The organism is Porphyromonas bobii (assembly GCF_943169685.1).
GTDB lineage: Bacteria > Bacteroidota > Bacteroidia > Bacteroidales > Porphyromonadaceae > Porphyromonas > Porphyromonas pasteri.
Genome location: NZ_CALPBU010000001.1, coordinates 196,525 through 219,049, shown reverse-complemented (window position 1 = coordinate 219,049; position 22,525 = coordinate 196,525). Strand labels below are relative to the sequence as shown.

At 56.5% G+C, this 22,525-nt stretch carries 15 protein-coding genes, 1 tRNA gene and 1 riboswitch; of the genes, 10 read left to right on the top strand and 6 right to left on the bottom strand.

Features of this window, described 5'->3' with window-relative positions; all coding sequences use genetic code 11:
- Positions 1-11: 11 nt before the first annotated feature.
- From bioB to KO088_RS00915, 5 genes are all read right to left on the bottom strand, one after another.
- Positions 12-1,004 carry a biotin synthase BioB gene (gene bioB / locus KO088_RS00935; RefSeq protein WP_044114236.1) on the bottom strand — a complete coding sequence of 331 codons (993 nt, stop codon included), beginning with the start codon at positions 1,002-1,004 and terminating at the stop codon, positions 12-14.
- A 99-nt stretch (positions 1,005-1,103) separates the two neighbouring features.
- Entirely contained in the window at positions 1,104-1,439 is a 336-nt protein-coding gene (locus KO088_RS00930) for a hypothetical protein (RefSeq protein ID WP_215492945.1), read from the bottom strand.
- Positions 1,440-1,465: 26 nt separating this feature from the next.
- Complete coding sequence (locus KO088_RS00925; protein ID WP_215492944.1) at positions 1,466-3,019, bottom strand: peptide MFS transporter; 1,554 nt, start codon at positions 3,017-3,019, stop codon at positions 1,466-1,468.
- 76 nt (positions 3,020-3,095) lie between these two features.
- Positions 3,096-4,190 carry a DUF4831 family protein gene (locus KO088_RS00920; RefSeq protein ID WP_215492943.1) on the bottom strand — a complete coding sequence of 365 codons (1,095 nt, stop codon included), beginning with the start codon at positions 4,188-4,190 and terminating at the stop codon, positions 3,096-3,098.
- A gap of 185 nt (positions 4,191-4,375) precedes the next feature.
- Positions 4,376-8,389 carry a glycoside hydrolase family 2 TIM barrel-domain containing protein gene (locus KO088_RS00915; RefSeq protein WP_251419696.1) on the bottom strand — a complete coding sequence of 1,338 codons (4,014 nt, stop codon included), beginning with the start codon at positions 8,387-8,389 and terminating at the stop codon, positions 4,376-4,378.
- Positions 8,390-8,998: 609 nt separating this feature from the next.
- Here KO088_RS00915 and gyrB point away from each other — a divergent pair.
- From gyrB to KO088_RS00865, 10 genes are all read left to right on the top strand, one after another.
- Complete coding sequence (gyrB, locus tag KO088_RS00910) at positions 8,999-10,966, top strand: DNA topoisomerase (ATP-hydrolyzing) subunit B (RefSeq protein ID WP_215492942.1); 1,968 nt, start codon at positions 8,999-9,001, stop codon at positions 10,964-10,966.
- Between the two features lie 83 nt (positions 10,967-11,049).
- A complete protein-coding gene (locus KO088_RS00905) occupies positions 11,050-11,838 on the top strand; it encodes a lipoate--protein ligase family protein (RefSeq protein ID WP_215492941.1) in 789 nt (262 codons plus the stop codon).
- Entirely contained in the window at positions 11,835-12,764 is a 930-nt protein-coding gene (gene mnmL, locus KO088_RS00900) for a tRNA modification radical SAM protein MnmL/YtqA (protein WP_215492939.1), read from the top strand. Before KO088_RS00905 ends, mnmL begins: the two co-directional genes overlap by 4 nt.
- A gap of 123 nt (positions 12,765-12,887) precedes the next feature.
- Positions 12,888-13,355, top strand: coding sequence for a cytidine deaminase (cdd, locus tag KO088_RS00895; protein WP_044114230.1), 468 nt, complete (start codon positions 12,888-12,890; stop codon positions 13,353-13,355).
- 29 nt (positions 13,356-13,384) lie between these two features.
- Positions 13,385-15,475 (top strand): RNA degradosome polyphosphate kinase, encoded by a 2,091-nt coding sequence (locus KO088_RS00890; RefSeq protein WP_215492937.1) that lies wholly within the window; start codon positions 13,385-13,387, stop codon positions 15,473-15,475.
- Positions 15,468-16,364, top strand: a complete 897-nt coding sequence (locus KO088_RS00885) for a Ppx/GppA phosphatase family protein (RefSeq protein ID WP_215492936.1) — start codon at positions 15,468-15,470, stop codon at positions 16,362-16,364. Before KO088_RS00890 ends, KO088_RS00885 begins: the two co-directional genes overlap by 8 nt.
- Before the next feature lie 389 nt (positions 16,365-16,753).
- Positions 16,754-17,022: riboswitch (cobalamin riboswitch) on the top strand.
- An 826-nt stretch (positions 17,023-17,848) separates the two neighbouring features.
- A tRNA-Leu gene (locus KO088_RS00880) sits at positions 17,849-17,931 on the top strand.
- A 363-nt stretch (positions 17,932-18,294) separates the two neighbouring features.
- Positions 18,295-18,558, top strand: coding sequence for a DUF4492 domain-containing protein (locus tag KO088_RS00875; protein WP_215492935.1), 264 nt, complete (start codon positions 18,295-18,297; stop codon positions 18,556-18,558).
- Positions 18,559-18,611: 53 nt separating this feature from the next.
- Positions 18,612-20,192 carry a cytochrome ubiquinol oxidase subunit I gene (locus tag KO088_RS00870; RefSeq protein ID WP_215492934.1) on the top strand — a complete coding sequence of 527 codons (1,581 nt, stop codon included), beginning with the start codon at positions 18,612-18,614 and terminating at the stop codon, positions 20,190-20,192.
- A gap of 42 nt (positions 20,193-20,234) precedes the next feature.
- A complete protein-coding gene (locus KO088_RS00865; protein WP_215492933.1) occupies positions 20,235-21,419 on the top strand; it encodes a cytochrome d ubiquinol oxidase subunit II in 1,185 nt (394 codons plus the stop codon).
- A gap of 90 nt (positions 21,420-21,509) precedes the next feature.
- Here KO088_RS00865 and ribD read toward each other — a convergent pair whose 3' ends face one another.
- Positions 21,510-22,511 carry a bifunctional diaminohydroxyphosphoribosylaminopyrimidine deaminase/5-amino-6-(5-phosphoribosylamino)uracil reductase RibD gene (gene ribD, locus KO088_RS00860; protein WP_215492932.1) on the bottom strand — a complete coding sequence of 334 codons (1,002 nt, stop codon included), beginning with the start codon at positions 22,509-22,511 and terminating at the stop codon, positions 21,510-21,512.
- Positions 22,512-22,525 lie beyond the last annotated feature (14 nt).

The following is a 22,525-nucleotide window of genomic DNA, read 5'->3' as shown; positions in this document are numbered from 1 at the left end:
GATAGTGGCGACTAATAGTTGTAGTGCACTTCCCAGTCCTCGGGCGTATTGACCTTACCACAAGCCTCGATCATCTTCATATCATCCTCGGCTTGACGGCCAATGGTCGTGAGCAGATCACCCGTGATAGCGGCATTGATACCGACGTAGATAGCCTTGTATTGCGTCTCGGGGGAGAGCTGTGCGCGTCCACCAGAGAAGCGGAGGAATGCCCGAGGATTGACCATGCGGAAGACTGCGATAGCCGAGAGGACTTCATCCTCAGTGAGCGGAGTGGAGTTACCGAGCGGAGTACCAGCGATGGGCTGGAGGATATTCATCGGGATGCTGTAGCTCTTCAGGCGCTTGACGTAGAAGGCAAGCTCGACACGCTGCTCCAGTGTCTCACCCATGCCGATGATACCGCCACAGCAGATACGCATACCTACACGGCGAGCGGCCTCGAGAGTCGCTTCCTTGTCCTCCTGCGTGTGTGTCGTACATAGCTCACGGAAGTAGCTGGGAGAAGTCTCCACATTGCAATGGTAGGTCGTCACGCCGCTATCAAAGAGCTTCTTCAGCTGTGGCTCGGTGAGTAGCCCCAGCGAGGCACAGCACTTGAGCTCAGGATGTGCCCGCTTGATGGCGCGGTAGCTGATGCTCATCATATCGATCTCTCGATCGGTCTGGCGACGCCCACTCGCCACGAGCGAGAAGCGCCCGATACCCTGCTTGCGATTGTAGCTGGCCTGCGCTACACAAGCGCTGGGGCTGACGACAGAGTAGCGCTCTGCGGAGGTCGAATAGTGAGCGCTCTGTGCACACCACTTACAGTCCTCGGGGCAGTTCCCACTCTTAGCGTTGATGATGGAGCAGGTATCGAATGCCTTCCCCATAAAGTGCTCGGTGATCTCGTGTGCTGCTTGGTATAGCTCCTCCTTGTGAGGAGTGGTAAGCAAAGCAAGTGCTTCCTCTTCGGTGATCTCACCGCCAGCGAGGATACGTGCTTTGATGTCTTGTATCATAGTAGTCTTTTCGTGTGATCTTATCGATATATAAAAAGCGCTGTCTCGCTACACACCCGCCTCCTATCGTGGAGTGGGTAGTAGCGAGACAGCGCTGTGTCAGCTGCAGAGAGCTACACTAAGGTAGCCTGCAGGATATGCCGATGAGGTGGACTGAGGAGTAAGCGTGAGTGCGAGGAGCAGCTCTGAGAGCATAGCTTCCTCGAGGACTTCGGCCTCCTCACGGCTCCCTTCGGTGGGAGCAAGCGTGCCACATACGGCAGGTGTGGTAGCGAGCGTCGTCGTCTTTGCTGAGAGACGCTCCAGGACGCTTGACGAGAGATGCCCGATGGTGACGCAATGCCCGAGGCTGTGGAAGACGGCTGCGCTACTACGTGTCCAGCGACGGAAGTAGAGACGAGCTGCGCTCAGCGAGTGGGGTTGTGCGGAGTACATCGGAGTGGGTCAGCGTCTTGTGTGAATTACTTAGCTACGCGCTCGAGCCACTTGACCATAGTAAGCATCGTGATCATCGAGGCAGCGCAAGCACCTACGAAGACCAGCCAGCAAGCCCAGAGAGGCACACTCGTATAGAGGATACCACCGATGAAGAGGAGCGAGTTCCCGAGAGCCGTAGCTGCGAGCCAAGCACCCTGCATAACACCCTGGAGGTGGGGAGGAGCTACCTTCGATACGAAGGAGAGACCAAGGGGCGAGATGAAGAGCTCAGCAAGCGTGAGGATGAAGTACATCCCGACCATGACCCAAGGCGTGAGGAGCATTTCGTGCTTTGCAGCCTCCGTCATGCTACCGAGCGTGCTCTGATCGGGCAGACCGAGTGAGCAAACCATCAGGAAGACGTAAGCCAGAGCTGCGATACCCATCCCGATAGCGATCTTGCGGGGAGCAGAGGGTTCCTTACCCTGATTGCGCAGACGACCGAAGACGTACATCACGAGAGGCGTGAGGCAGACGACGATCAGCGGATTCACCGACTGGAAGATCTCAGCACCCTTGATCACCGTGAAGCCGAGGTCAATCTTGATAACACTCAGGTCAACGTAGTCACGAGCGAAGTATGTGAGCGAGTACCCATTCTGGTGGAAGGACATCCAGAAGAAGATGACGACACCGAATACTGCGAAGAGCGCGTAGATACGCTGCTTGATTTCAGCGGCACTCATCTGTACTTCGTTCTGTGAGGGAGCACCATCCTTAGTTGCAACTTCCTTCTTGCTTGGATCGGGGAACTTCTTCTGGTTAATGAGGAAGATCACCATTGATACGCAGATCATCACGACAGCTGCGATGAAGGCGTAGTGGAAGCCGCGGTTGAAGACATCAAGGTACTGACCGACGAAAGCCTGAAGGTCGGTGACTTCATTACCCAGCGATACCTTGGTGGCAAGGCTCTGAAGGTTCTCCATAGCCTGTGCTGGCATGTTAGCACCTTCACGCAGGTACTGATGACAGAGAGCGGGAAGCTCAGCGCTATAGTCGAAGCCATTGTGACCCAGCCACCAGTTACGGATACCTACAGCCATGAAGGGTGCGAAGATCCCCCCGATGTTGATGAACATGTAGAAGATCTGGAAGCCAGCGTCACGAGCGCTCTGATAGCGGGGATCATCGTACATCTGACCGATGAGCACCTGCAGGTTCCCCTTGAAGAGACCATTACCGAAAGCGATGACACCCAGACCGACGCAAGTAAGCGTGAGGTAGAGGGCGAGGTTAGGTACTGGCGTAGGTGTGGGGATAGCGATCAGCACGTAGCCGAGAGCCATGATGATCAGACCAGCGACGATCGTAGCCTTGTACTTCTTCGAGCGGTCAGCGATGACGCCACCGACGAGAGCCAGCAGGTAGATCGAGGCGTAGAAGGCCGAGTAAACGTACCCTGTCGTCTGCTCACTCAGACCGAACTTGGCCGAGATAAAGAGCGTCAGGATCGCCATCATGATGTAGAAGCCGAAGCGCTCTCCCATGTTTGCGAGAGAGGCTGCGATCAATCCCTTAGGATGATTTTTGAACATAAGTTTGGGGTGTTAGGATGAGTATTGTTAGTTGCGATTTTCCGTCTTGATTGGAGGTTCGTACAGCAGAGCTCCGCTACTCCTGACGCACATCAAGAATAGCTCCCGTGCGTGTGTCGAAGTAGATAGCCGTCGCTGCATTGGGGGTCAGCTGGAGCATCTTAGGAGCTAAAGCCTGAAGGGTGCCGAGCTGAGCGAGGCTGACCTGCTCGTCGGCAAGCTTGCGTCCCTCATAGAGGAGCGTGATGCGTGCCTGACCAGGCTGCACATAGACGATGCTATGCTCGAGCATCTTATCCTTCTTGCGCTGGTCCTTTTCGTTGAGCTCTGGAGCTTGCTCCTGCACGGAGATCACGAGGCGTAGCGGTGCACCACTGAGATCATCCGCCTCCGTCATCCCTGCCACTGGAGAGAAGCGCGCCAGAGTCAGCTCACCCTCCTCATGCCCCGTGGGGGTGTAGCGAAGGATGTACTCACTGACGCGCTCGGTCGTATCCCCGAGGAAGAGACGCTGCGTGCGCTGCTCCTCACGGCGCAGCTGCTCGAGAGCCAGACGCATGGACTCACCGTCCTTAGGCATATTGTCTACGGAGCCCGTGACGATGTTCATCAGATTCTCGCGCAGGTCATAGAGGTAGCTCGATGCGATCTCGGCCTGCTTAGCCTTGGAGCCAGCCTGCGAATACTCACGGGAGAGGGCGGGCTGAGCGGTATCGACCTGCTTCTCTGAGACGACACGAGAGTGACGCTCTTCACTGAGGCTGGCAGGCAGCTCACCGCCTCCATTGATGGAGAAGAGGACACCTGCATCTGTGAGCTTGACGAAGGGAGCCAGCGTCTTGCGGTCAAAGGAGACCAGATACTGCTGGGTCGAATCAGGACGCCCTACGGTATAGAGGCGAGCCGAAACCAACTCAAAGGTATGGCGGGGGATATCCGAAGCTTTCTTATTGAGATACCTATCAGCATAGGCCGACAATGGACCTGGGGTATAGGTACGCTCACGTACCGTCACCACCGCTTCGATCTCTGTGCGGGGCAGGCGGTAGACGACCCCATAGTCCGTCTCCTTGGTAGCGTCATAGCGACGCACCTTCGTCTGAGCCCCGATTTCGGGTGCAGCGAAGAGTAGGAGTCCGAGCAATGCGATCCAGCGCTCTAATCGATACATGTAATGTCTGTATATGAATGAGTGAACTGACAATTCAAAGCAAAACTAATAAAAAAGCGGGGACATTCAAACGGTTAGCCCTCGCGAGGAGCCTTATGCAGGACGGCTTTCGAGGGGAGTGACTCCCTCGAAAGCCGTCGCATCTGGAGCGGCAGTTTCCTACCGTCCTATAAAGAGATGGGCTATTACTCAGCCAGGATATGGATCTCTGAGCCAGAGGCGTAGTCCTGCCCGTCGTGAGCTGAGAGCGCCGTAAAGCGCAGATAGCGAGCACGAACAGGCTTCTTGAGAAGCGCTTCCTTGAGCTTCTTATCACTGCCGAAGGTACCACGTAGGACCTCGGTCCACTGCTTCCCGTCATCACTCACCGAGAGGGCATAGTCCTTGACATCACCCGTAGTGCTCTCATCCTGACGAGGCAGATAAGTGAGGCCACTGATCGTCTTCACCTTGTACAGATCGAAGTCAATCCAGTGGGGGTGCTTGGGTACGGTGAGCGTCCATACGGTGTGCCATATCGTGTCGGGGCTCTCATCAAGGAGATCCTGTGCCTCATAGCCATACTCCTCACTGCTGCAGAAGACGATGCGGCAGGCAGCGTACTTCATACGACCGAAGGACATAGTCGAGATTAGACGACGCTGACCTTCCGCCCAAGCAGAGACCTCTCCACCCTGAGAGAAGTCGATAGGCTCGGTATAGCGCTGAGGACGGCCACGACCGACGGTGTACCAGAGGGCTTCCCCGGGATCACCCGTGATGACGAGGTCACCATGAGGATCTCGCGTGATCGAGGGAGCTACTGGGCCGTCAATCTTCGCCTTAGCCTGCTTGACGGCTGAGTCACCAGCACGGAGCGGACGGATCATCAGGCTGAAGAGCTGTGGCGTACCGAGGCTCTGAGCGGATACCAGAGGGCCACCCTGACCACAGCTGGCACCACCAAGACCCGTCGTGCTACGGGAGAGTACCAGATGGGTGTCACCAGCAGCAGGCAGTTCGTGGGGGTGAGGAGCCATCATCAGCTGCATCGCAGAGTAAGGAAGAGCAGAGCTCGTCATCACGCTATCCGTGAGGAAGAGCATACCACGTCCAGAGGCATTCGTCAGGCTCACCCAGCGTACATCCTCGCGGTTAGCCATCGTCTGAGGCTTGGGGAAGGAGACGAACTGCTCGGCTACCTTGCTCTTGTGCTGCTCGATATACTGGCTTGCCTTGCGGTCACCATAGTTATTGATGGGGCCACGACCGTAGTAGGTATAGTTGTCGTAAGCACGGGGCAGGACGAACTCATAACCCAGACGACCGAGAGGCAGCGAGGGCTTATTCGTCGTCAGGTTCGAGCGAAGCTGGATGCTTCCGTCGGGATACACGCGCCAGATAGCCTGCGATGTGATAGCAAAGTCATTCTCACCGAAGGGATGTGCCTTATCCTCCGTGAGCTCATACTTACCCGAAGCCTTGTGCATCGTGAGCGTAGCGCCATAGGGAGCCTGTGAGCGGACGGTGAAGAAGAGCTCTACCGAGCCGTCGGGGAGCTTAGTGACCTGCTGCTTCAGGACACGGTGCTTGAGGTTGTGCAGACCATTCGTAGTCCAAGCCGAGCGCACCCAGATATCGTTGTCAGCAGGGGCACGGAAGGCCGTGATACGGGGGCCATTGCCTGGGAAGATAACCGTATCGCCAGCATAGACGAGCTGATGGATCGTCCCTTCGCGGAGGTCATACTGCACGGAGAAGTCGCTACCAGCGACCTCATAGACCTCCTTCGTCAGGCTCTTCGCACGGAGGCCCTTACCCCCTTGCAGGGCATCTCGCTCACGGAGCGACTGCAGGGCGAGCTGCTCATCAGCGGCCACATAGCCTGCCTTAGCCCAAGGCTTGTCGGTGCGCAGACGGCACTCGACCTTGACGAAGTACTCACTATTAGGCTGGAGGTCTGAAGTAGAGAACGGCAGTGTGATGGTCTCAGCCGTACGAGGAGCGATAGCGGGGAGGTCAAGGACGCCTGAGCGCTCCTCTACCCCATCACGATAAAGACTCCAGCGGAGGTCGAAGTCTGCGAGGGAGACGAAGTAGTGCTTATTGAAGATGCGCACACGCCCTGCCATCAGATCCTCAGCTTCAATACCGATCTGCTGATAGACCTTCTTCACCTCATAGTACTGAGGCTTAGGCTGGAGGTCGGCGAACATAATACCGTTCATGACGAACATACCATCATTGGGGAAGTCGCCGAAGTTACCCCCATAGGCCAGATAGCGAAGCCCTTCGGGCGTGTAGTTGTACAGCGCCTGGTCTACCCAGTCCCAGATAGCACCACCGCAGATGTAGTTCGAGCTCTCAATAGCCGTCCAGTAGTCCGCCAGACCACCACAGGCATTCCCCATAGAGTGGGCGTATTCGGAGATATGGAAGGGGTACTTGATCTTATACTTACCCGTAGCAGCCCCCTCGACCCAAGCGATAGAAGGATACTGATTGGAGCCCATATCGACGATGTCGTTATTGCGCTCATACTGCACGGGGCGTGAGGTATCGACGCGCTTCGTAGCCTCGTAGCTCTTGACGAAGTTCACACCAGGGCCAGCCTCATTACCCAGCGACCAGATGACGATGCTGGGGTGGTTGATATTCGCATGCACCATCTCGAGCATACGAGAGACGTGCTGTGCCTCGAACTCAGGCACATGCGAAAGCGAAGCCTTGCCGTAGTAGTACTGATGCGACTCGATATTCGCCTCGTCCTCGAGGTAGATACCATACTTATCGCACAGGTAGTACCAGTAGGGAGCAGGAGGATAGTGGGAGTTGCGCACGTGGTTGATGTTCGCACGCTTCATCAAGAAGATCTCGCGCTCCATCTGCTCATGTGTGATGGCATGCCCACGGGAGGGATCCGTCTCGTGGCGGTTCGTCCCCTTGAACTTCACGGGCTTATGATTGACGTAGAAATAGCGACCAGCGTGCCCGAACTCATCTTGGTCGGCTGGCGTCTCGCGGATCTCGACCTTACGGAAGCCCGTATAGATGGACGCACGATCCAGCAGCGTCTTCCCCGCCTTGTCATAGAGCTCGGCGACCAAGACATAGCGGTGAGGAGCTTCTGCAGACCAGAGCGCAGGGCTCTGGAGCGTGAGCGTCGTCTCTGCCGTGCCCATCGAGGTGCTACGCCCTTCGGCGGTAGCCACGGGAGCACCGCTCACCTCGTCGGAGTAGAGAGGCAGCGCATAGAGCTTGTAGCTGAGGCGCAGGTCAGGACGTACAGCCTTCGTTCCTTGACTTCTCAGCTCAGAGGTGATACGCAGACTCCCCTCCTTGAGGTCGGAGGTCACATCGGGGATGACCTGCAGGTCACGCAGGTGCACCTTCGGCTTAGCGGTGAGGTAGACCGAACGGAAGATCCCTGGGAGGCGGAACATATCCTGTGCTTCGAGGAACGAGCCATCACTATTGCGGTAGACCTCTACAGCGATGACATTCTCCTCTCCCTTGGGGCGGAGGTAAGGTGAGATATCGAAGGAGGCGAGATTGCGGGAGTTCTTAGAGAAGCCCACATAGCGTCCGTTGATCCAGAGGTAGAAGAACGAGTCGACCCCATCGAAGTTGAGGAAGACCGCCTTGTCGCTCCACTCGGTGGGGAGCTTGAAGGTGCGGCGGTAGGAGCTGACCTCATTGCGGTCACGATAGGTCGTCCATTCCTTCGGCGGGGTACGCATAACCCCCTCGCGCCAGTCATCAGGGCGCACCTTGTGGTAGAAGATGACGGGCTGATTGACGTAGATAGGCGTACCATACTTCTGCTTCCCGTCGCGCTGGAGGCCGTAGACATTCCAGTTCATCGGTACGGTGGCCTCATCCCAAGAGGAGGCATCGTAGTCGGCGCGATAGAAGTCCACAGGGCGCTCTTCTGGCGTACGTACCCAGTGGAAGCGCCACGTTCCGTCAAGGCTCTGGTAGAGCGAGCTATACTCTGGGAGTACGCGCTCAGCACGGTCCTTCGGGGCGAAAGAGAAGAAGTAGGCGTGGGGTTGCTCCTTACCAAGAGCATAGTCGGCTGGGCTTTGCCACTCCTTACCCGTCGGGGCGGTCGAGTGATCATAGCGATAGCCGGGGAGGAGTCGCTGACCAGTCACTGGGCTGGGCAAGGCGAGGGTTAGAGCAGCTGCGAGGCTACTCACGGCGTAGATCTTGTTCATTAGATTGTCGTTCCAAGGGGAGATATCCGACGACAGAGGTGGAGTCCTCCGCCGCGGCTGGAATGCTATGGGCAAATATACTGCTTTGGTGCATATCTACCCAGAGCACAATGCCCGCACTGAGAGAATCACCTCGCCTGCCCTCAAAAAGGCAACACCAAAGGCTACCAAGTAGGAAGTAGAAGTAGTACACAAAAAGTGACAAACCACCGATAGTATTACCTCAAAACCAAAGAGATATTCTCCCGATGTAGTATTCCTATTCTTAAATCCACGTACGTAGATTTAAAATCCAGGCACGAAAATCTTATCGTCTATGCACGTAGATTTTAGGACTTTGCACGTAGATAGAAGGATTGCATTACTGCTTCGTGGGTTTACCACTACTTTCGGGCCACTTTTCTTGAGGGAAGACGAGGTTTGCTATCCAGATGAAATTACCTCGTCCCAATGCAGAAGCCATTAAGATACCCCAATAGCCCACCCGAAGTACTGGCGAAATAACACCCGAGGGAGCGCATTTTTTCGTATCTTTGTCCTATATATAATATGTAATACCCTACCGTGAGGCCGTGTGCTCACCGCAGGGACTAATCACACAGATAAGCAATGAGCGAAGAGCTGTTCGATCAAGACCATACCAACGAGAAAGAATACTCGGCCAGTAGCATTCAAGTCTTAGAAGGGCTGGAGGCCGTACGTAAGCGCCCTGCGATGTACATCGGTGACATCGGCGAGAAGGGTCTTCACCACTTGGTGTATGAAGTCGTAGACAACTCAATCGACGAGGCCTTGGCAGGCTACTGCAATGATATCAAGGTCACCATCCACGAGGACAACTCCATCGAAGTCCAGGACAACGGTCGCGGTATCCCCGTAGACATCCACGAGAAGGAAGGCAAGAGCGCTCTGGAGGTCGTACTGACGGTCCTGCACGCAGGGGGTAAGTTTGACAAGGGCTCCTATAAGGTCTCGGGCGGTCTGCACGGGGTCGGTGTCTCCTGTGTCAATGCTCTCTCTACCCTCCTCAAGGCTACCGTCCACCGCGACGGAAAGATCTACACGCAGGAGTTCAGCCGTGGTGTCCCCACCACCGAGCTACAGACTATCGGCACGACAGACAAGACGGGTACGACGGTACTCTTCAAGCCCGACGACACGATCTTCACCTGCACAGAGTACCAGTTCAAGATCTTGGCTACGCGTCTGCGTGAGCTCGCCTTCCTCAACGCCGGTATCACCCTCACACTGACCGATGAGCGCCAGCGTGACGAAGCTGGTGTAGCCCTCACTGAGACCTACTACTCAGAGAAGGGGCTTGAGGAGTTTGTCAAGTACATCGACCGCTCCAAGGAGCACCTCATCGAGGATGTCATCCACATCATCACCGAGAAGCAGGGTATCCCTGTCGAGGTCGCGATGACCTACAACACCTCGTACAACGAGAATGTGTACAGCTACGTCAACAACATCAACACCATCGAAGGGGGTACGCACCTAGCGGGCTTCCGTCGTGGTCTGACGCGTACGCTGAAGAAATATGCTACTGACTCGAAGCTCCTCGACAAGGTCAAGGTAGAGATCACGGGGGATGACTTCCGCGAAGGTCTCACAGCCGTCGTGAGCATCAAGGTCGCAGAACCCCAGTTCGAAGGGCAGACGAAGACCAAGCTCGGGAACAACGAGGTCATGGGCGCCGTAGACGTCGCCGTCAGCGAAGCCCTCGAGATCTATCTCGAAGAGCACCCCAAGGAAGCGAAGATCATCGTAGACAAGGTCATCCTCGCTGCTACAGCTCGCCAAGCTGCACGCAAGGCGCGTGAGATGGTACAGCGCAAGTCGCCCCTCTCGGGTGGTGGCCTGCCTGGTAAGCTCGCCGACTGCTCCTCTAAGGATCCCATCCTCTCTGAGCTCTTCCTCGTCGAGGGTGACTCTGCAGGTGGTACGGCTAAGCAGGGCCGTGACCGTGAGTTCCAGGCGATCCTCCCGCTGCGTGGTAAGATCCTCAACGTGGAGAAGGCGATGCAGCATAAGGTGCTCGAGAGCGAAGAGATCCGCAACATCTACACGGCTCTCGGCGTGACCATCGGCACCGAAGAGGACAGCATGGCGCTGAATCTCTCGAAGCTCCGCTATCACAAGGTCATCATCATGACCGATGCTGACGTGGACGGTAGCCATATCGCCACGCTCATCCTGACCTTCTTCTTCCGCAATATGCGCTCGCTCATCGAGAACGGCTACGTGTACATCGCTACGCCTCCTCTCTACCTCTGTACCCGAGGCAAGGAGCGTGAGTACTGCTGGACCGAGCAGCAGCGTCAGGCCTTCATCGACCGCGTCGGTGGTGGCGATGAGAACCGCGTACGCGTACAGCGCTACAAGGGTCTCGGTGAGATGAATGAAGAGCAGCTCTGGGAAACGACGATGAATCCCGAGAACCGCACCCTGCGCAAGATCACCATCGAGAATGCCGCTGAGGCTGATGCGATCTTCTCCATGCTCATGGGTGACGACGTAGCCCCCCGCCGCGAGTTCATCGAGGCGAATGCGACCTACGCTCGCATCGACGCTTAGTCCAGCGCCCCTTATACCTATTATAATAAGAGAAGGCTATCCCTCCGACGGCTCGGATGCCGCTGGAGGGATAGCCTTCGACTATGATGACGATGACGACTCCCGCCACCTCCAACGCCTACTACTATATCAGTCCCTCGACCGACCCGTACTACAACATTGCTCTCGAGGACTACCTCTACCGCCAGCTTCGCCCGCTGGACACCATCTACATGCTGTGGGTGAATCGCCCCTCCGTATTCATGGGGCGCTATCAGTGGGCTGAGGCGGAGCTCGATCTCGACTACCTCGAGGAGCACGACATCGCCCTCCTGCGCCGCACATCGGGCGGGGGCACAGTCTACCACGACCTCGGGAATCTCAACTTCACGGCGATAAAGAACGACCATTCGGGTCAAGGCTTCGACCTGAAGGCCTTCCCTACACCCATACAGCGAGCACTCGCTGGGCGTGGTGTCGTCGTGGAGCGCTCGCCCCGTGGCGACCTCCGTCTTGATGGCTATAAGGTCGGTGGAGCAGCTGAGGCGGTGAACCGCTCACGCATGCTTTACCACATCTGCCTGCTCTTCGATGCCAACCTCGAGGAGCTGGAGCGTATCCTGACAGTCTCTCCCGAGGTAGAGGCACGCTCACGTGTCGCCTCAGTGCGCTCACAGGTCACGAACCTCCGTCCAGCACTCCCCGAAGGCTATAGCATCACCGACCTGCAGGAGGACATCCTTGCCGCCCTCCGCGAGGAGCATACGGGGCTCTTCCCACTTGCATTCAACGCCTCGGTAGAGGAATACATCCGCACGCAGCGTGCTGAGCACTTCGAGCATGCCGACTGGATCCATTCGCCGATAGGGCGCGCCAAGACTCCGACCGTATGACGTCATCCGCAAGCCCTACTCTCCCCTACGTAGACTTCGCCACCTTCCTCCAGCGCCACTTCCCTAGGCAGAAGGTGCAGAAGATCACGCTCACGGCGGGCTTCTCCTGCCCCACCCGTGACGGATCTATGGGCAAGGGAGGCTGTACCTACTGCAACAATAAGAGCTTCAGCCCGAACTACGCTACGAAGCTCAAGAGCATCACCGAGCAGATCAACGAAGGGATCGCCTTCTTCCGCCGGAAGTACCCCGAGATGAAGTACCTCGCTTACTTCCAGTCCTACACCAATACCTACGGGGAGGTAGAGGACTGCATCGCGAAGTACGAGGAGGCACTCCGTCATGAAGACGTCGTCGGGCTCATCATCGGCACGCGCCCTGACTGCATGCCCCAGCCCCTCCTCGACTACCTCGAGGAGCTCTCGAAGCGCACCTTCCTCCTCGTAGAGTACGGTGTAGAGAGCACGTGCGACCGCAGCCTTGAGCGTATCCAGCGTGGGCACAGCTATCAGACCAGCGTCGAGACCATTGAGCGTACCCACGCTGCAGGCATCCTTGTCGGAGCTCACCTCATCCTCGGTCTCCCAGGTGAGAGTCGCGAAGAGATGCTCCAGCATGCCGACCGCCTCTCACAGCTCCCCATCACTACGCTCAAGATCCACCAGCTACAGATCATCCGCGGGACGATCATGGCAGGCGAGTATCAGCGTGATCCATCGGACTTCCATCTCTTCACCGAGGAGGAGTATATCGACCTTATCGTGGACTTCGTGCATCGCCTCCGCCCCGACATTGTGCTGGAGCGCTTCGTCTCGCAGTCACCGCCGGCCCTACTCTTAGCCCCACGCTGGGGCTGGAAGAACCACGAGTTCACCGCCAAGATCCGCAAGGCGCTTACGGCTATGCCCCAAGACTCCCCCAAGTAAGGGCTTTATCTGAGGAACTTCACCTGCAACCTCTACGGCAAGCATTCCTCACTTTTTCGTACATTCGCTATAGAGGTGCTGGGGAGTCTCCCCACCCTCATCACATCCGTATAGCATACGCACATGGAGCAAACATTTACTATTCCCTATAAGACGCTCGACCGCTCCGAGCTCTCCGAACAAGACCGCCAGCTGGAGGAGCGTGCACTCGAAGTCGCTCGCAAAGCCTACGCCCCCTACAGCCGCTTCCACGTCGGCGCTGCCGTCCTACTCGCTAACGGCGAGATCGTCACGGGCTCCAACCAAGAGAATGCCGCCTACCCCTCGGGGACTTGTGCCGAGCGTACAGCACTCTTCTGGGCTGGTGCCCAGTGGCCCGACGTCGCTGTCGAGCGCCTCGCTATCGTCGCTATCAACAGTGCTGGTCGTGTACCCTTCATCTCCCCCTGCGGTAGCTGCCGTCAGGTGATCATGGAGACCGCTACACGCTTCCACCCCTTCCCCATACTTCTGATGGGTGAGGAGAAGACCATCCTCCTCGAGGACTGCCGCTACCTACTGCCCTTCGGCTTCGACGGTAGCGCCCTTTAGCCCATATATCCTCCCCCTTAACAGACTCTATGCAGCAACGTCAGCACCGCGGGCCTATGCCCTATATCGAGCGTGACACAAGCTGGATGTACTTCAATAAGCGCATCCTCTTAGAGGCCATGCGCCCCGATCTCCCCCTCCTGGAGCGCTTCAACTACCTCGGTATCTACTCCAACAACCTGGATGAATTCTTCCGTGTGCGCGTCGCCTCACTGCGTCGCCTCATCGACTCTGCGGAAGAGCTCCCCACGACCGAGCGCAAGAAAGCAAAGGAGACCCTCCGCACCATCCTCCGACTCAATAGAGAGTACTCCCAGCTCTTCGACGAGACCTTCGCTCAGCTGGTACGCGAGCTCAAGGCTGCTCACATCCACATCATCAATGAGCGCGAGCTCACCAGCAGCCAAGAGGAGGAAGTCTTATCCTTCTTCATGGAGAAGATCAACGGCTTCACCAACCCGATCTTCATCAATAGCCCGACCTTCAACCCCGAGCAGCACCTCAAGGAGTCGCTCTATCTGGCAGTCGTCCTATGGCACGATCAGGAGGAGCCTGAGACGGGGCACGAGGTGGCGCTACTGGAGGTGCCCGTGCGCGAGCTTGGGCGCTTCTTCCGTCTGCGTGACGAGGGTGGTGAGAGCTACCTGATGTTCCTTGACGACGTCATCCGCTACTGCCTCCCCTACATCTTCATCGGGCGGGAGTACGTGCAGTACGAGGCCTATACGTTTAAGTTCACCAAGGACGCCGAGTTCGAGATCGAGCAAGACCTCCGCTCAAGTGTCATCGAGAAGGTCTCCCGTGGTGTCAAGCGCCGTAAGCGCGGCGAGACCGTGCGCGTCGTCTACGACCAAGCCCTCTCCCCCGAGATCCTGCGTAAGCTCAGCGCTATGGCGGAGCTCAACTTCCGCGACACACGTATCGGCGGAGGACGCTACCACAACATGCGTGACCTGATGGATCTCCCTGACTGCGGGCGCAAGGGACTTCGCTTTCCCAAGCAGCCCCCGCTGCAGATGAATGAGTTCCACTACACGCAGAGCATGATCCACCAGATCATGCACCAAGACCGCTGCCTGCACTTCCCCTATTACAGCTTCGATCACTTCCTCCGCCTTCTACAAGAAGCTGCGATCAGCGAAGAGGTCACCGAGATACGTATCTCCCTCTATCGCGTGGCGCAGAACTCCAAGGTCGTCAAGGCGCTGACCACAGCAGCGCAGAACGGCAAGCGCGTCACCGCCGTCGTCGAGCTCTTAGCACGCTTCGACGAGCAGTCGAATATCAACTGGGGAAAGAAGATGCAGGACTTCGGTATCAACGTTGTCCTCGGTCATGAAAAGCTGAAGGTCCACTCAAAGCTCGTCTACATCCGCACCAAGCATGGGGGCATCGCCTGCATCGGCTCGGGTAACCTCCACGAGGGTACAGCTCGACTCTATACCGACCTCATGCTGATGACCGCGCACAAGGGCATCGTGCATGACGTGATGCAGGTCTTTGACTTCATCGAGCGCCCCTTCATCGCCCCGCACTTCCATCACCTGCTGGTCGCACCCAACGATATGCGCCAGCCACTCTACAACCTTATTAATAAGGAGATCCGCTTGGCTCGAGCTGGACAGGAGGCCTACATACGCCTCAAGCTCAATCATATCGTCGATGAGAAGATGGTCGCCAAGCTCTACGAAGCCGTGACGGCTGGTGTGCGTGTCGAGCTCTGCCTAAGAGGCAACTGCTCCCTCCTACCTGGTGTACCAGGCTATAGCGAAGGGCTCTTCATCAATGCGATCATCTCACGCTACCTTGAGCACTCCCGCATCTACGTCTTCGGTGGAGGTGGAGAGCCGAAGTACTACATCGGCTCGACCGACTGGATGACGCGCAACCTCGACCGCCGCATCGAAGTCATGACTCCCGTCTACGACCCTGCCATACAGCGTGAGCTGGACTTCATCATCTCAGCTGGCCTAAGAGATACCGAGCAGGGCTACTACGTCCAAGGGGAAGCCGTGCGCCCACGTCGCGATGACTTGGGTCCCGATGAAGCCCCCTTCAACTCCCAGCAAGCACTATACAAGTACTACGAAGCAAAGAAGAACAAAGAGAATAATGGGTAAGTCTCACTACGCCGGTATCGACATTGGCTCCAATGCCGTCCGCCTACTCATCAAGTGCCTCAACGAGCCTGGGAGTGCCGAGCCACTCTCCAAGGTCCAGCTGGTACGCGTCCCCCTACGCCTCGGTGAAGATGCCTTCGTCGATGGGCGCATATCGAAGAAGAAGGGTAAGCAGCTCGTCAGCCTCATGAAGGCCTACCGCGAGCTGATGGAGATCTACGAAGTCTCTGCCTTCCGTGCCTGCGCCACCTCTGCTATGCGTGATGCCGAGAATGGCGCCGAGCTCGTGGAGAAGATCTACGAGAAGACCGACATCCGTATCGAGATCATCGATGGTAGAGAGGAAGCTCGCCTGATCTCTGCCGACCTCATCCGTTCGCTGGCCACCCAGACCGATGATACCTTCCTCTACGTCGACGTCGGTGGGGGGAGTACGGAGCTCAACCTCGTACGTGGTGCAGAGCTCATCGAGTCTCGCTCCTTTGATATCGGTACGATCCGCCAGCTCAGCGGCAAGGTGCGTGACGAAGAGCGCAACTCCTTCGGTGACTACGTGCGTACCCTGCGCTCTACCTATGGCACCCTACGCCTTGTCGGTACAGGGGGGAATATCAATAAGCTCCTTCGCCTCGGCGCCCCTTCGGAGCGCGCCAACGTAAACAGCCTCCCTGTCGAGAGCCTCCAGCGTGTCGCCGACGAGCTCCGGCAGTACACCCCCGAGCAGCGTATGCAGCTCTTCCGCCTCAAGCCCGACCGTGCTGAGGTCATCGTCCCTGCGGCAGACATCTTCCTCTTAGTCGCCTCGATCACCGAAGCGACGGAGATCATCGTCCCCACGAAGGGACTTGCCGACGGTATCGTCGACTCTGTCTGTCCGATCCTGCCATAGCGCTATCCAAGGCGCATTTTCCACGACGTCCGTCGCCCTCCACGCTCACTACAGCGGGAGGGCGACGGACGTCCTCTATATATAATAAATAGGTATAGGCTTAGCAGCATGGCTAAGTGAAGCAGTACTGGTCACGAAGGCAACCAGTACTGGTAGCACATACTGACCAGTACTGATCCATCACGCGAGCAGTACTGGTCAACACAGCGACCAGTACTGGTTCATTTTTCACCCTCGTAATCATCTCACTCAAAGTCCCCTACAAAGGCATATCTTCATCCATAAAGAAGCGCCTGAGCTCACCACGCAAACTCTCCCCTTGAAGCCCTTAGGTTATTTAAATATTTGTCTTAACTTTGCTGTGTCTTACGAGTATACCCGAGGGCATTATGCTGGTGAAGCGCACCAGTCTGGACCCAGGGTAGTAAGGGAAGCCGGTGTGAATCCGGCGCAGTACCCGCTACTGTAAGTCACTCCCTATCTGCAACTCCCCACGGGGATGATGGATAGGCTCCTCCTACGACGGAAGGACCAACGAGCTCTTCGCCGAGCGTCTTGGCAGACCTTCGCCACTGAGTACGAAGCTACTTGGGAAGGATCGTAGGAATGAGAAGTTAGGGTGATAAGCCAGGAGACCTGCTCATGAGATCCAATGTGTCAATCTCGGGAATAAGATTGGGAAGACATTGCCATGAGACGCTCCTCCTGATGGTAGCTCTCTCCGATGTGTGCACCTTCTCCTACCCCACCCGACGGACCGCCCGTCAGCGCTGGTAGTGAAGGAAGTCTTTCTGCCCCGCTCTCCGAGACGCGCAGTGGCTTCCAGATATTGAAATGTGTCGTGCGTATCACTTCGCCCGCAAGGACGAAGCCGGAGAGAAGGTCACCTCATCAGAATATCCCCCGATAATCTTTTGAACATCCTGCAGCTGTGTGCCCCTATCGGGTCGTACACAAGCCCGCTTGTGACAAGTAGGACAAGGCTCTACTCTGTCTGGGATCTCTATGGGTCTGGTACTCGCAGGGGTCTTTCTTCATGTTCCTCCAACCTATCCAAAACCGCCCCTGCCCCCCATAGGGCCAGCCAGGGATACCTCGCTGGCTGCACCACCTCGATCCATACGCCGACCATGTTAGGTGCACGGCTCGGTCTAAGGCTCGTCACAACTCCCCTCGGAGATATGTGACATCAGCTTTGACCGTCGCCGGCCCCAATATCTTGCTTGCCCTGTACGTCTACTCTACCGAAAGAGCTGAGAGCAAGAGCAGTCATGCATACTACTTAAAGGTCTATGCGAGGTATCACTACCCGTAGTCCCATCCGAATACCATGGAGTCCTTACTCCTCATCCCTTCCGCACCCTCATCTCAGCATCCGCTTCACGACGGAGGCTACTCGCTATGCGCTCTGCGATTGCTTATCTACCGATTTTGCGTTACTTTTGCAGCCGAATGCGTACGCCTATGGTGTGCGTTATATGGTCGCCCAGATGGTGGAATGGTAGACACGAGGGACTTAAAATCCCTTGACCAATAGGTTGTGTGGGTTCGAGTCCCACTCTGGGTACAGCCACTTACAGGAAGCCCCTGCGTAAATCAATGATTTGCGTAGGGGCTATTTTCTTCGAAGAAGATGCCATTTATCCCAAAGGCACATACTATCAAATCGTATAAGTCCAGTAGCTTCCGACAAATAAATCCAGGCACTTTATTCCTCCCTTAGACACCGTCCAGTAGGTAGTTTATTTCGCTCCAGTACCCCGATATATTAATTTCATAAATACCCACATAGATGTAGGCTATCAAACTAAGGGCTCATTATCAGGGTTATTGGGCCTCTCGGGTAGTAGTCCACTCACTCGTTTGCTCTATCTTTGTCCGAACCGGATCCATCCGATGAAATTATCATTCTCACCCTCTCATCGACCCTATGCCGACTGAGTCCCCAAAACCCAATTTCTTCGTGCGAGCCTTCCGCCTCTATCGCGATGGCTTCCGAGGATTGACCCCGACAAGTAAGAAGCTTTGGCTCATCATTGCGCTGAAGCTCTTCATTATGTTTGCTATCCTGCGCGCCTTCTTCTTCCCCAACCACGTCAAGCAGCAGGCCAAGGAGCAGCATATCGAGCGATCTGAGTTCGTCGGTGACGAGCTCCTCAATCGCCGTGCGCCAGGCGATACCGTCGCCCGATGACGCCCCACCTCTTCATACGAGATAAACATATCAAACTCTAATAACTATTTACAATGGATCTAGAATCTTTAGTCTCATGGTCGCGGGCGCAATTCGCCCTGACGGCTATGTATCACTGGCTCTTCGTCCCGCTGACCCTCGGCCTGGGGGTCATCATGTCACTGGCTGAGACGAAGTACTATCGCAGCGGTGATGAATTCTGGAAGAAGTCCACGAAGTTCTGGCAGAAGCTCTTCGGGATTAACTTCGCTATCGGCGTAGCTACGGGGATCATCCTCGAGTTTCAGTTCGGGACCAACTGGTCGAACTACAGCTGGTTCGTCGGTGACATCTTCGGTGCCCCCCTTGCTATCGAAGGGATCCTCGCCTTCTTTATGGAGTCGACGTTTATCGCCGTGATGTTCTTCGGTTGGGGGAAGGTCAGCAAGGGCTTCCACTTAGCCTCCAGCTGGCTCACCATCATCGGAGCTACGATCTCTGCAGTATGGATCCTCGTCGCTAACGCTTGGATGCAGAATCCTCAGGGTATGGTCTTCAACCCCGAGACGATGCGCAACGAGATGAGCGACTTCTGGGCTGTAGCACTCTCACCCACGGCTATCATCAAGTTCCTCCATACGGTCACCTCGTCTTGGACGCTCGGTACGTTCTTCGCACTCGGTATCTGTGCTCTCTATCTCCTGCGCAAGCGCAACGTAGAGTTCGCTCGCCGCAACCTCAAGATCATCGCTCCCTTCGGCTTCGTAGCAGCACTGCTGACGGCTATGACGGGTCACAGCTCGGCTGTCGACGTCGCTACCAACCAGCCTATGAAGCTCGCTGCTATGGAAGCTATCTACGACACGGGTAAGTGCACCGGCGAAGGCTGCACAGAGGATGGCAAGGGTATCGGCCTCGGCGTCATCGGCCTGCTCAACCCCGACAAGCAGCTTCCCGACGACGGCAAGCCCTCACACATCTTCAACATCGAAGCCCCCCGCCTCCTCTCTTACATGGTCGCTGGCACGGGCACGCACTACGTACCTGGCGTGATCAACATCCTCGAAGGTGGCTACCGTCAGCCCGATGGTAAGATCGCCATCTCTACGGAGGAAAAGATGCGTCGTGGTCGTATCGCTATCGATGCTCTCAATGCCTTCCGTGCCGCTCGCAAGGCTGGGGATAGCATCTCCGCTGAGCAGCACCGCACTGTACTGATGGAGAACTTCCCCTACTACGGCTATGGCTACTTCACCAGCAAGTATGAGACGGTCCCCAACATCCCGCTGACCTACTACTCCTTCCGTGTCATGGTCGGGCTCGGTGGTGCCTTCCTCCTACTCTTCCTCATCCTGACGTGGTACGCCTACAAGCGTAATGAGAAGCTCGCCTCTACTCGCTGGCTCCTCTGGGCAAGTATCATCCTCACTCCTCTGGCATGGGTAGCCAGTGAAGCCGGCTGGGTAGTGGCCGAAGTGGGTCGTCAGCCCTGGACTATCCAGAACCTTCTGCCCGTCCATGCAGCTATCTCTAAGATCGAAGCTTCGTCGGTGATGATCACCTTCGCACTCTTCTTCCTGCTCTTCACGATCATGCTCGTGGCTGAGATCAACATCATGCGCAAGGCTATCAAGCAGGGCCCTGATCAGCACTAAGCCCCACGAAGTCATCTAATCAAGCTAAGCAAACGATTTATTATGGACTACGCATTCTTCCAAGAATACTGGTGGCTCTTAGTCTCCGTCCTCGGTGCTCTCCTCGTCTTCCTGCTCTTCGTGCAGGGGGGCCAGTCACTCTTCTTTAGCATTGGCAAGGAGCAGCTCGACCGCAAGCTCCTCGTGAACTCTATCGGCCGTAAGTGGGAATTCACCTTCACTACGCTGGTCGTCTTCGGCGGTGGCTTCTTCGCCTCCTTCCCCCTCTTCTACTCGACCAGCTTCGGCGGTGCCTACTGGGTGTGGATGCTCATCCTCTTCTGCTTCATCATCCAGGCAGTCTCCTACGAGTATCAGAATAAGAATGGTAATGTGCTCGGTAGCCGCACCTACCAGACGTTCCTCTTCATCAACGGCCTCCTCGCTCCGATCCTCCTCGGTGCCGCTGTATCGACCTTCTTCACGGGCTCTACCTTCACGGTGAACCGCGAGGCTATCGCTGATCTCTCCGGTGCCAGCCAGGTCATCTCCGAGTGGCTCCCCTACAAGGGTATCCAGCTCCACGGCCTCGAAGCAGTGCTCAACATCTGGAATGTCGTCTTCGGCCTTGCCGTCTTCTTCCTCGCACGTACCACGGCGCTCCTCTTCTTCATCAACAACATCGATGATGAGACAATCTACAAGCGCTCACGTGGTGCACTCGCTTGGAACGCCGCTATCTTCCTCATCCTCTTCCTCGCCTACCTCTTCTTCCTTCTCACGAAGCAGGGCTTCGCTTACGATCCTGCTAACCCCGAGGTCACCTATCTCGTGGACTACAAGTACTGGAAGAACCTCATCGAGATGCCCGCAGTCTTTGCGATCTTCTTCATCGGGGTGGTGCTCGTACTGGCAGGTATCCTGCTGACGCTCCTCAAGGAAGGCTTCCGCAAGGGGATCTGGTTCGAAGGTATCGGTGTCGTCCTCACGGCACTCGCCCTCTTCCTCATCGCTGGGTGGAACAATACCTCCTACTACCCTGCCTACAGCGCAGATATGCCCGAGCTGATCAACCACTCGCTGAATATCCGCAATAGCTCCTCGAGCCCCTTCACTCTGAAGACAATGAGTTTCGTATCGCTAATCATTCCCTTCGTCTTAGCGTACATCGTCTACGCTTGGCGTGCGCTCGACCTGCATAAGATCACGCGCAAGGAAATGCTTGACCCAGACGGACACAACTATTAGTCCGCTGCTCGGGTAGCTACTCGATCTAAAAGAAGCCGTCCCCCAAGCAACTCCGGTTGCTTGGGGGACGGCCTTTATAAGAGCAAGCGACTAAAGGGCGGTCGGGATAGCAGGCGCTGGGACTCCTTCACCTAAGGTCTTCGAGGCAACCTCCACTAAGAGGCGATCATAGAGGCCTAAGCTAAGGAAGGATGACAGCGTAGCGGCTCCCCCTTCGATGAGAAGCGAGAGAATTCCCTCTCTATATAGGAGCTGAAGCAGTTGCTGCGGCTCGATACGCTCTCCGCTAAGGGGCAGATAGCGCACACCCTCACGAGGCTGAGGCACACCCGCCCCCTCGAGGTAAATCACCCACGTCGGGGCGAGGCCGTCAGTGAAGAGGCGAAGCTTCGGAGGCAAAGACAGCTGCGGATCTAAGACCACACGGATGGGCGACGAGCCATACCAGAGGCGATTCGTCAGCTGCGGATCATCAAGTAGAGCCGTCCGGTAGCCGACGAGTATAGCATCGTGGTGCATACGCTCGCGATGGATCTCCCGCTGGCGCAGGGGCGTACTGAAGAGGACGGGAGCCTCTGTGCTATTCTCCCGAGATCGATCGATGAAGCCATCGAGGCTCTGCGCCCACTTCAGCGTCACCAGCGGGCGGTGCTGGGTATGCGCTGTGATGAAGGGGGCATTGAGGCGAAGGGCTTCGTCAGCGAGGACTCCTACAGTGACCTCTACTCCCGCCTGACGGAGGCGCTCCAGTCCGCTACCCGCCACACGAGGGAAGGGGTCAGGGATGGCGACGACAACGCGTGGGATGCGCTCTTGTAGGATGAGATCTGCACAGGGAGGTGTCTTCCCGTAGTGCGAGCAGGGCTCCAGCGTCACGTAGATCGTTGACTCGGGGAGCAGGTTACGCTCCCTCACCGAGCGGATAGCCATCACCTCAGCATGGGGCTGCCCACTGCGGTGGTGATAGCCCTCACCGATGATACGACCCGAGTGCACGACGACGGCACCGACGACGGGATTGGGAGAAGTATAGCCCGTTCCAAGGGCCGCCAGATCAAGTGCACGGCACATATAGCGCTCATCATCTGTCATCTGTATTCGTTATA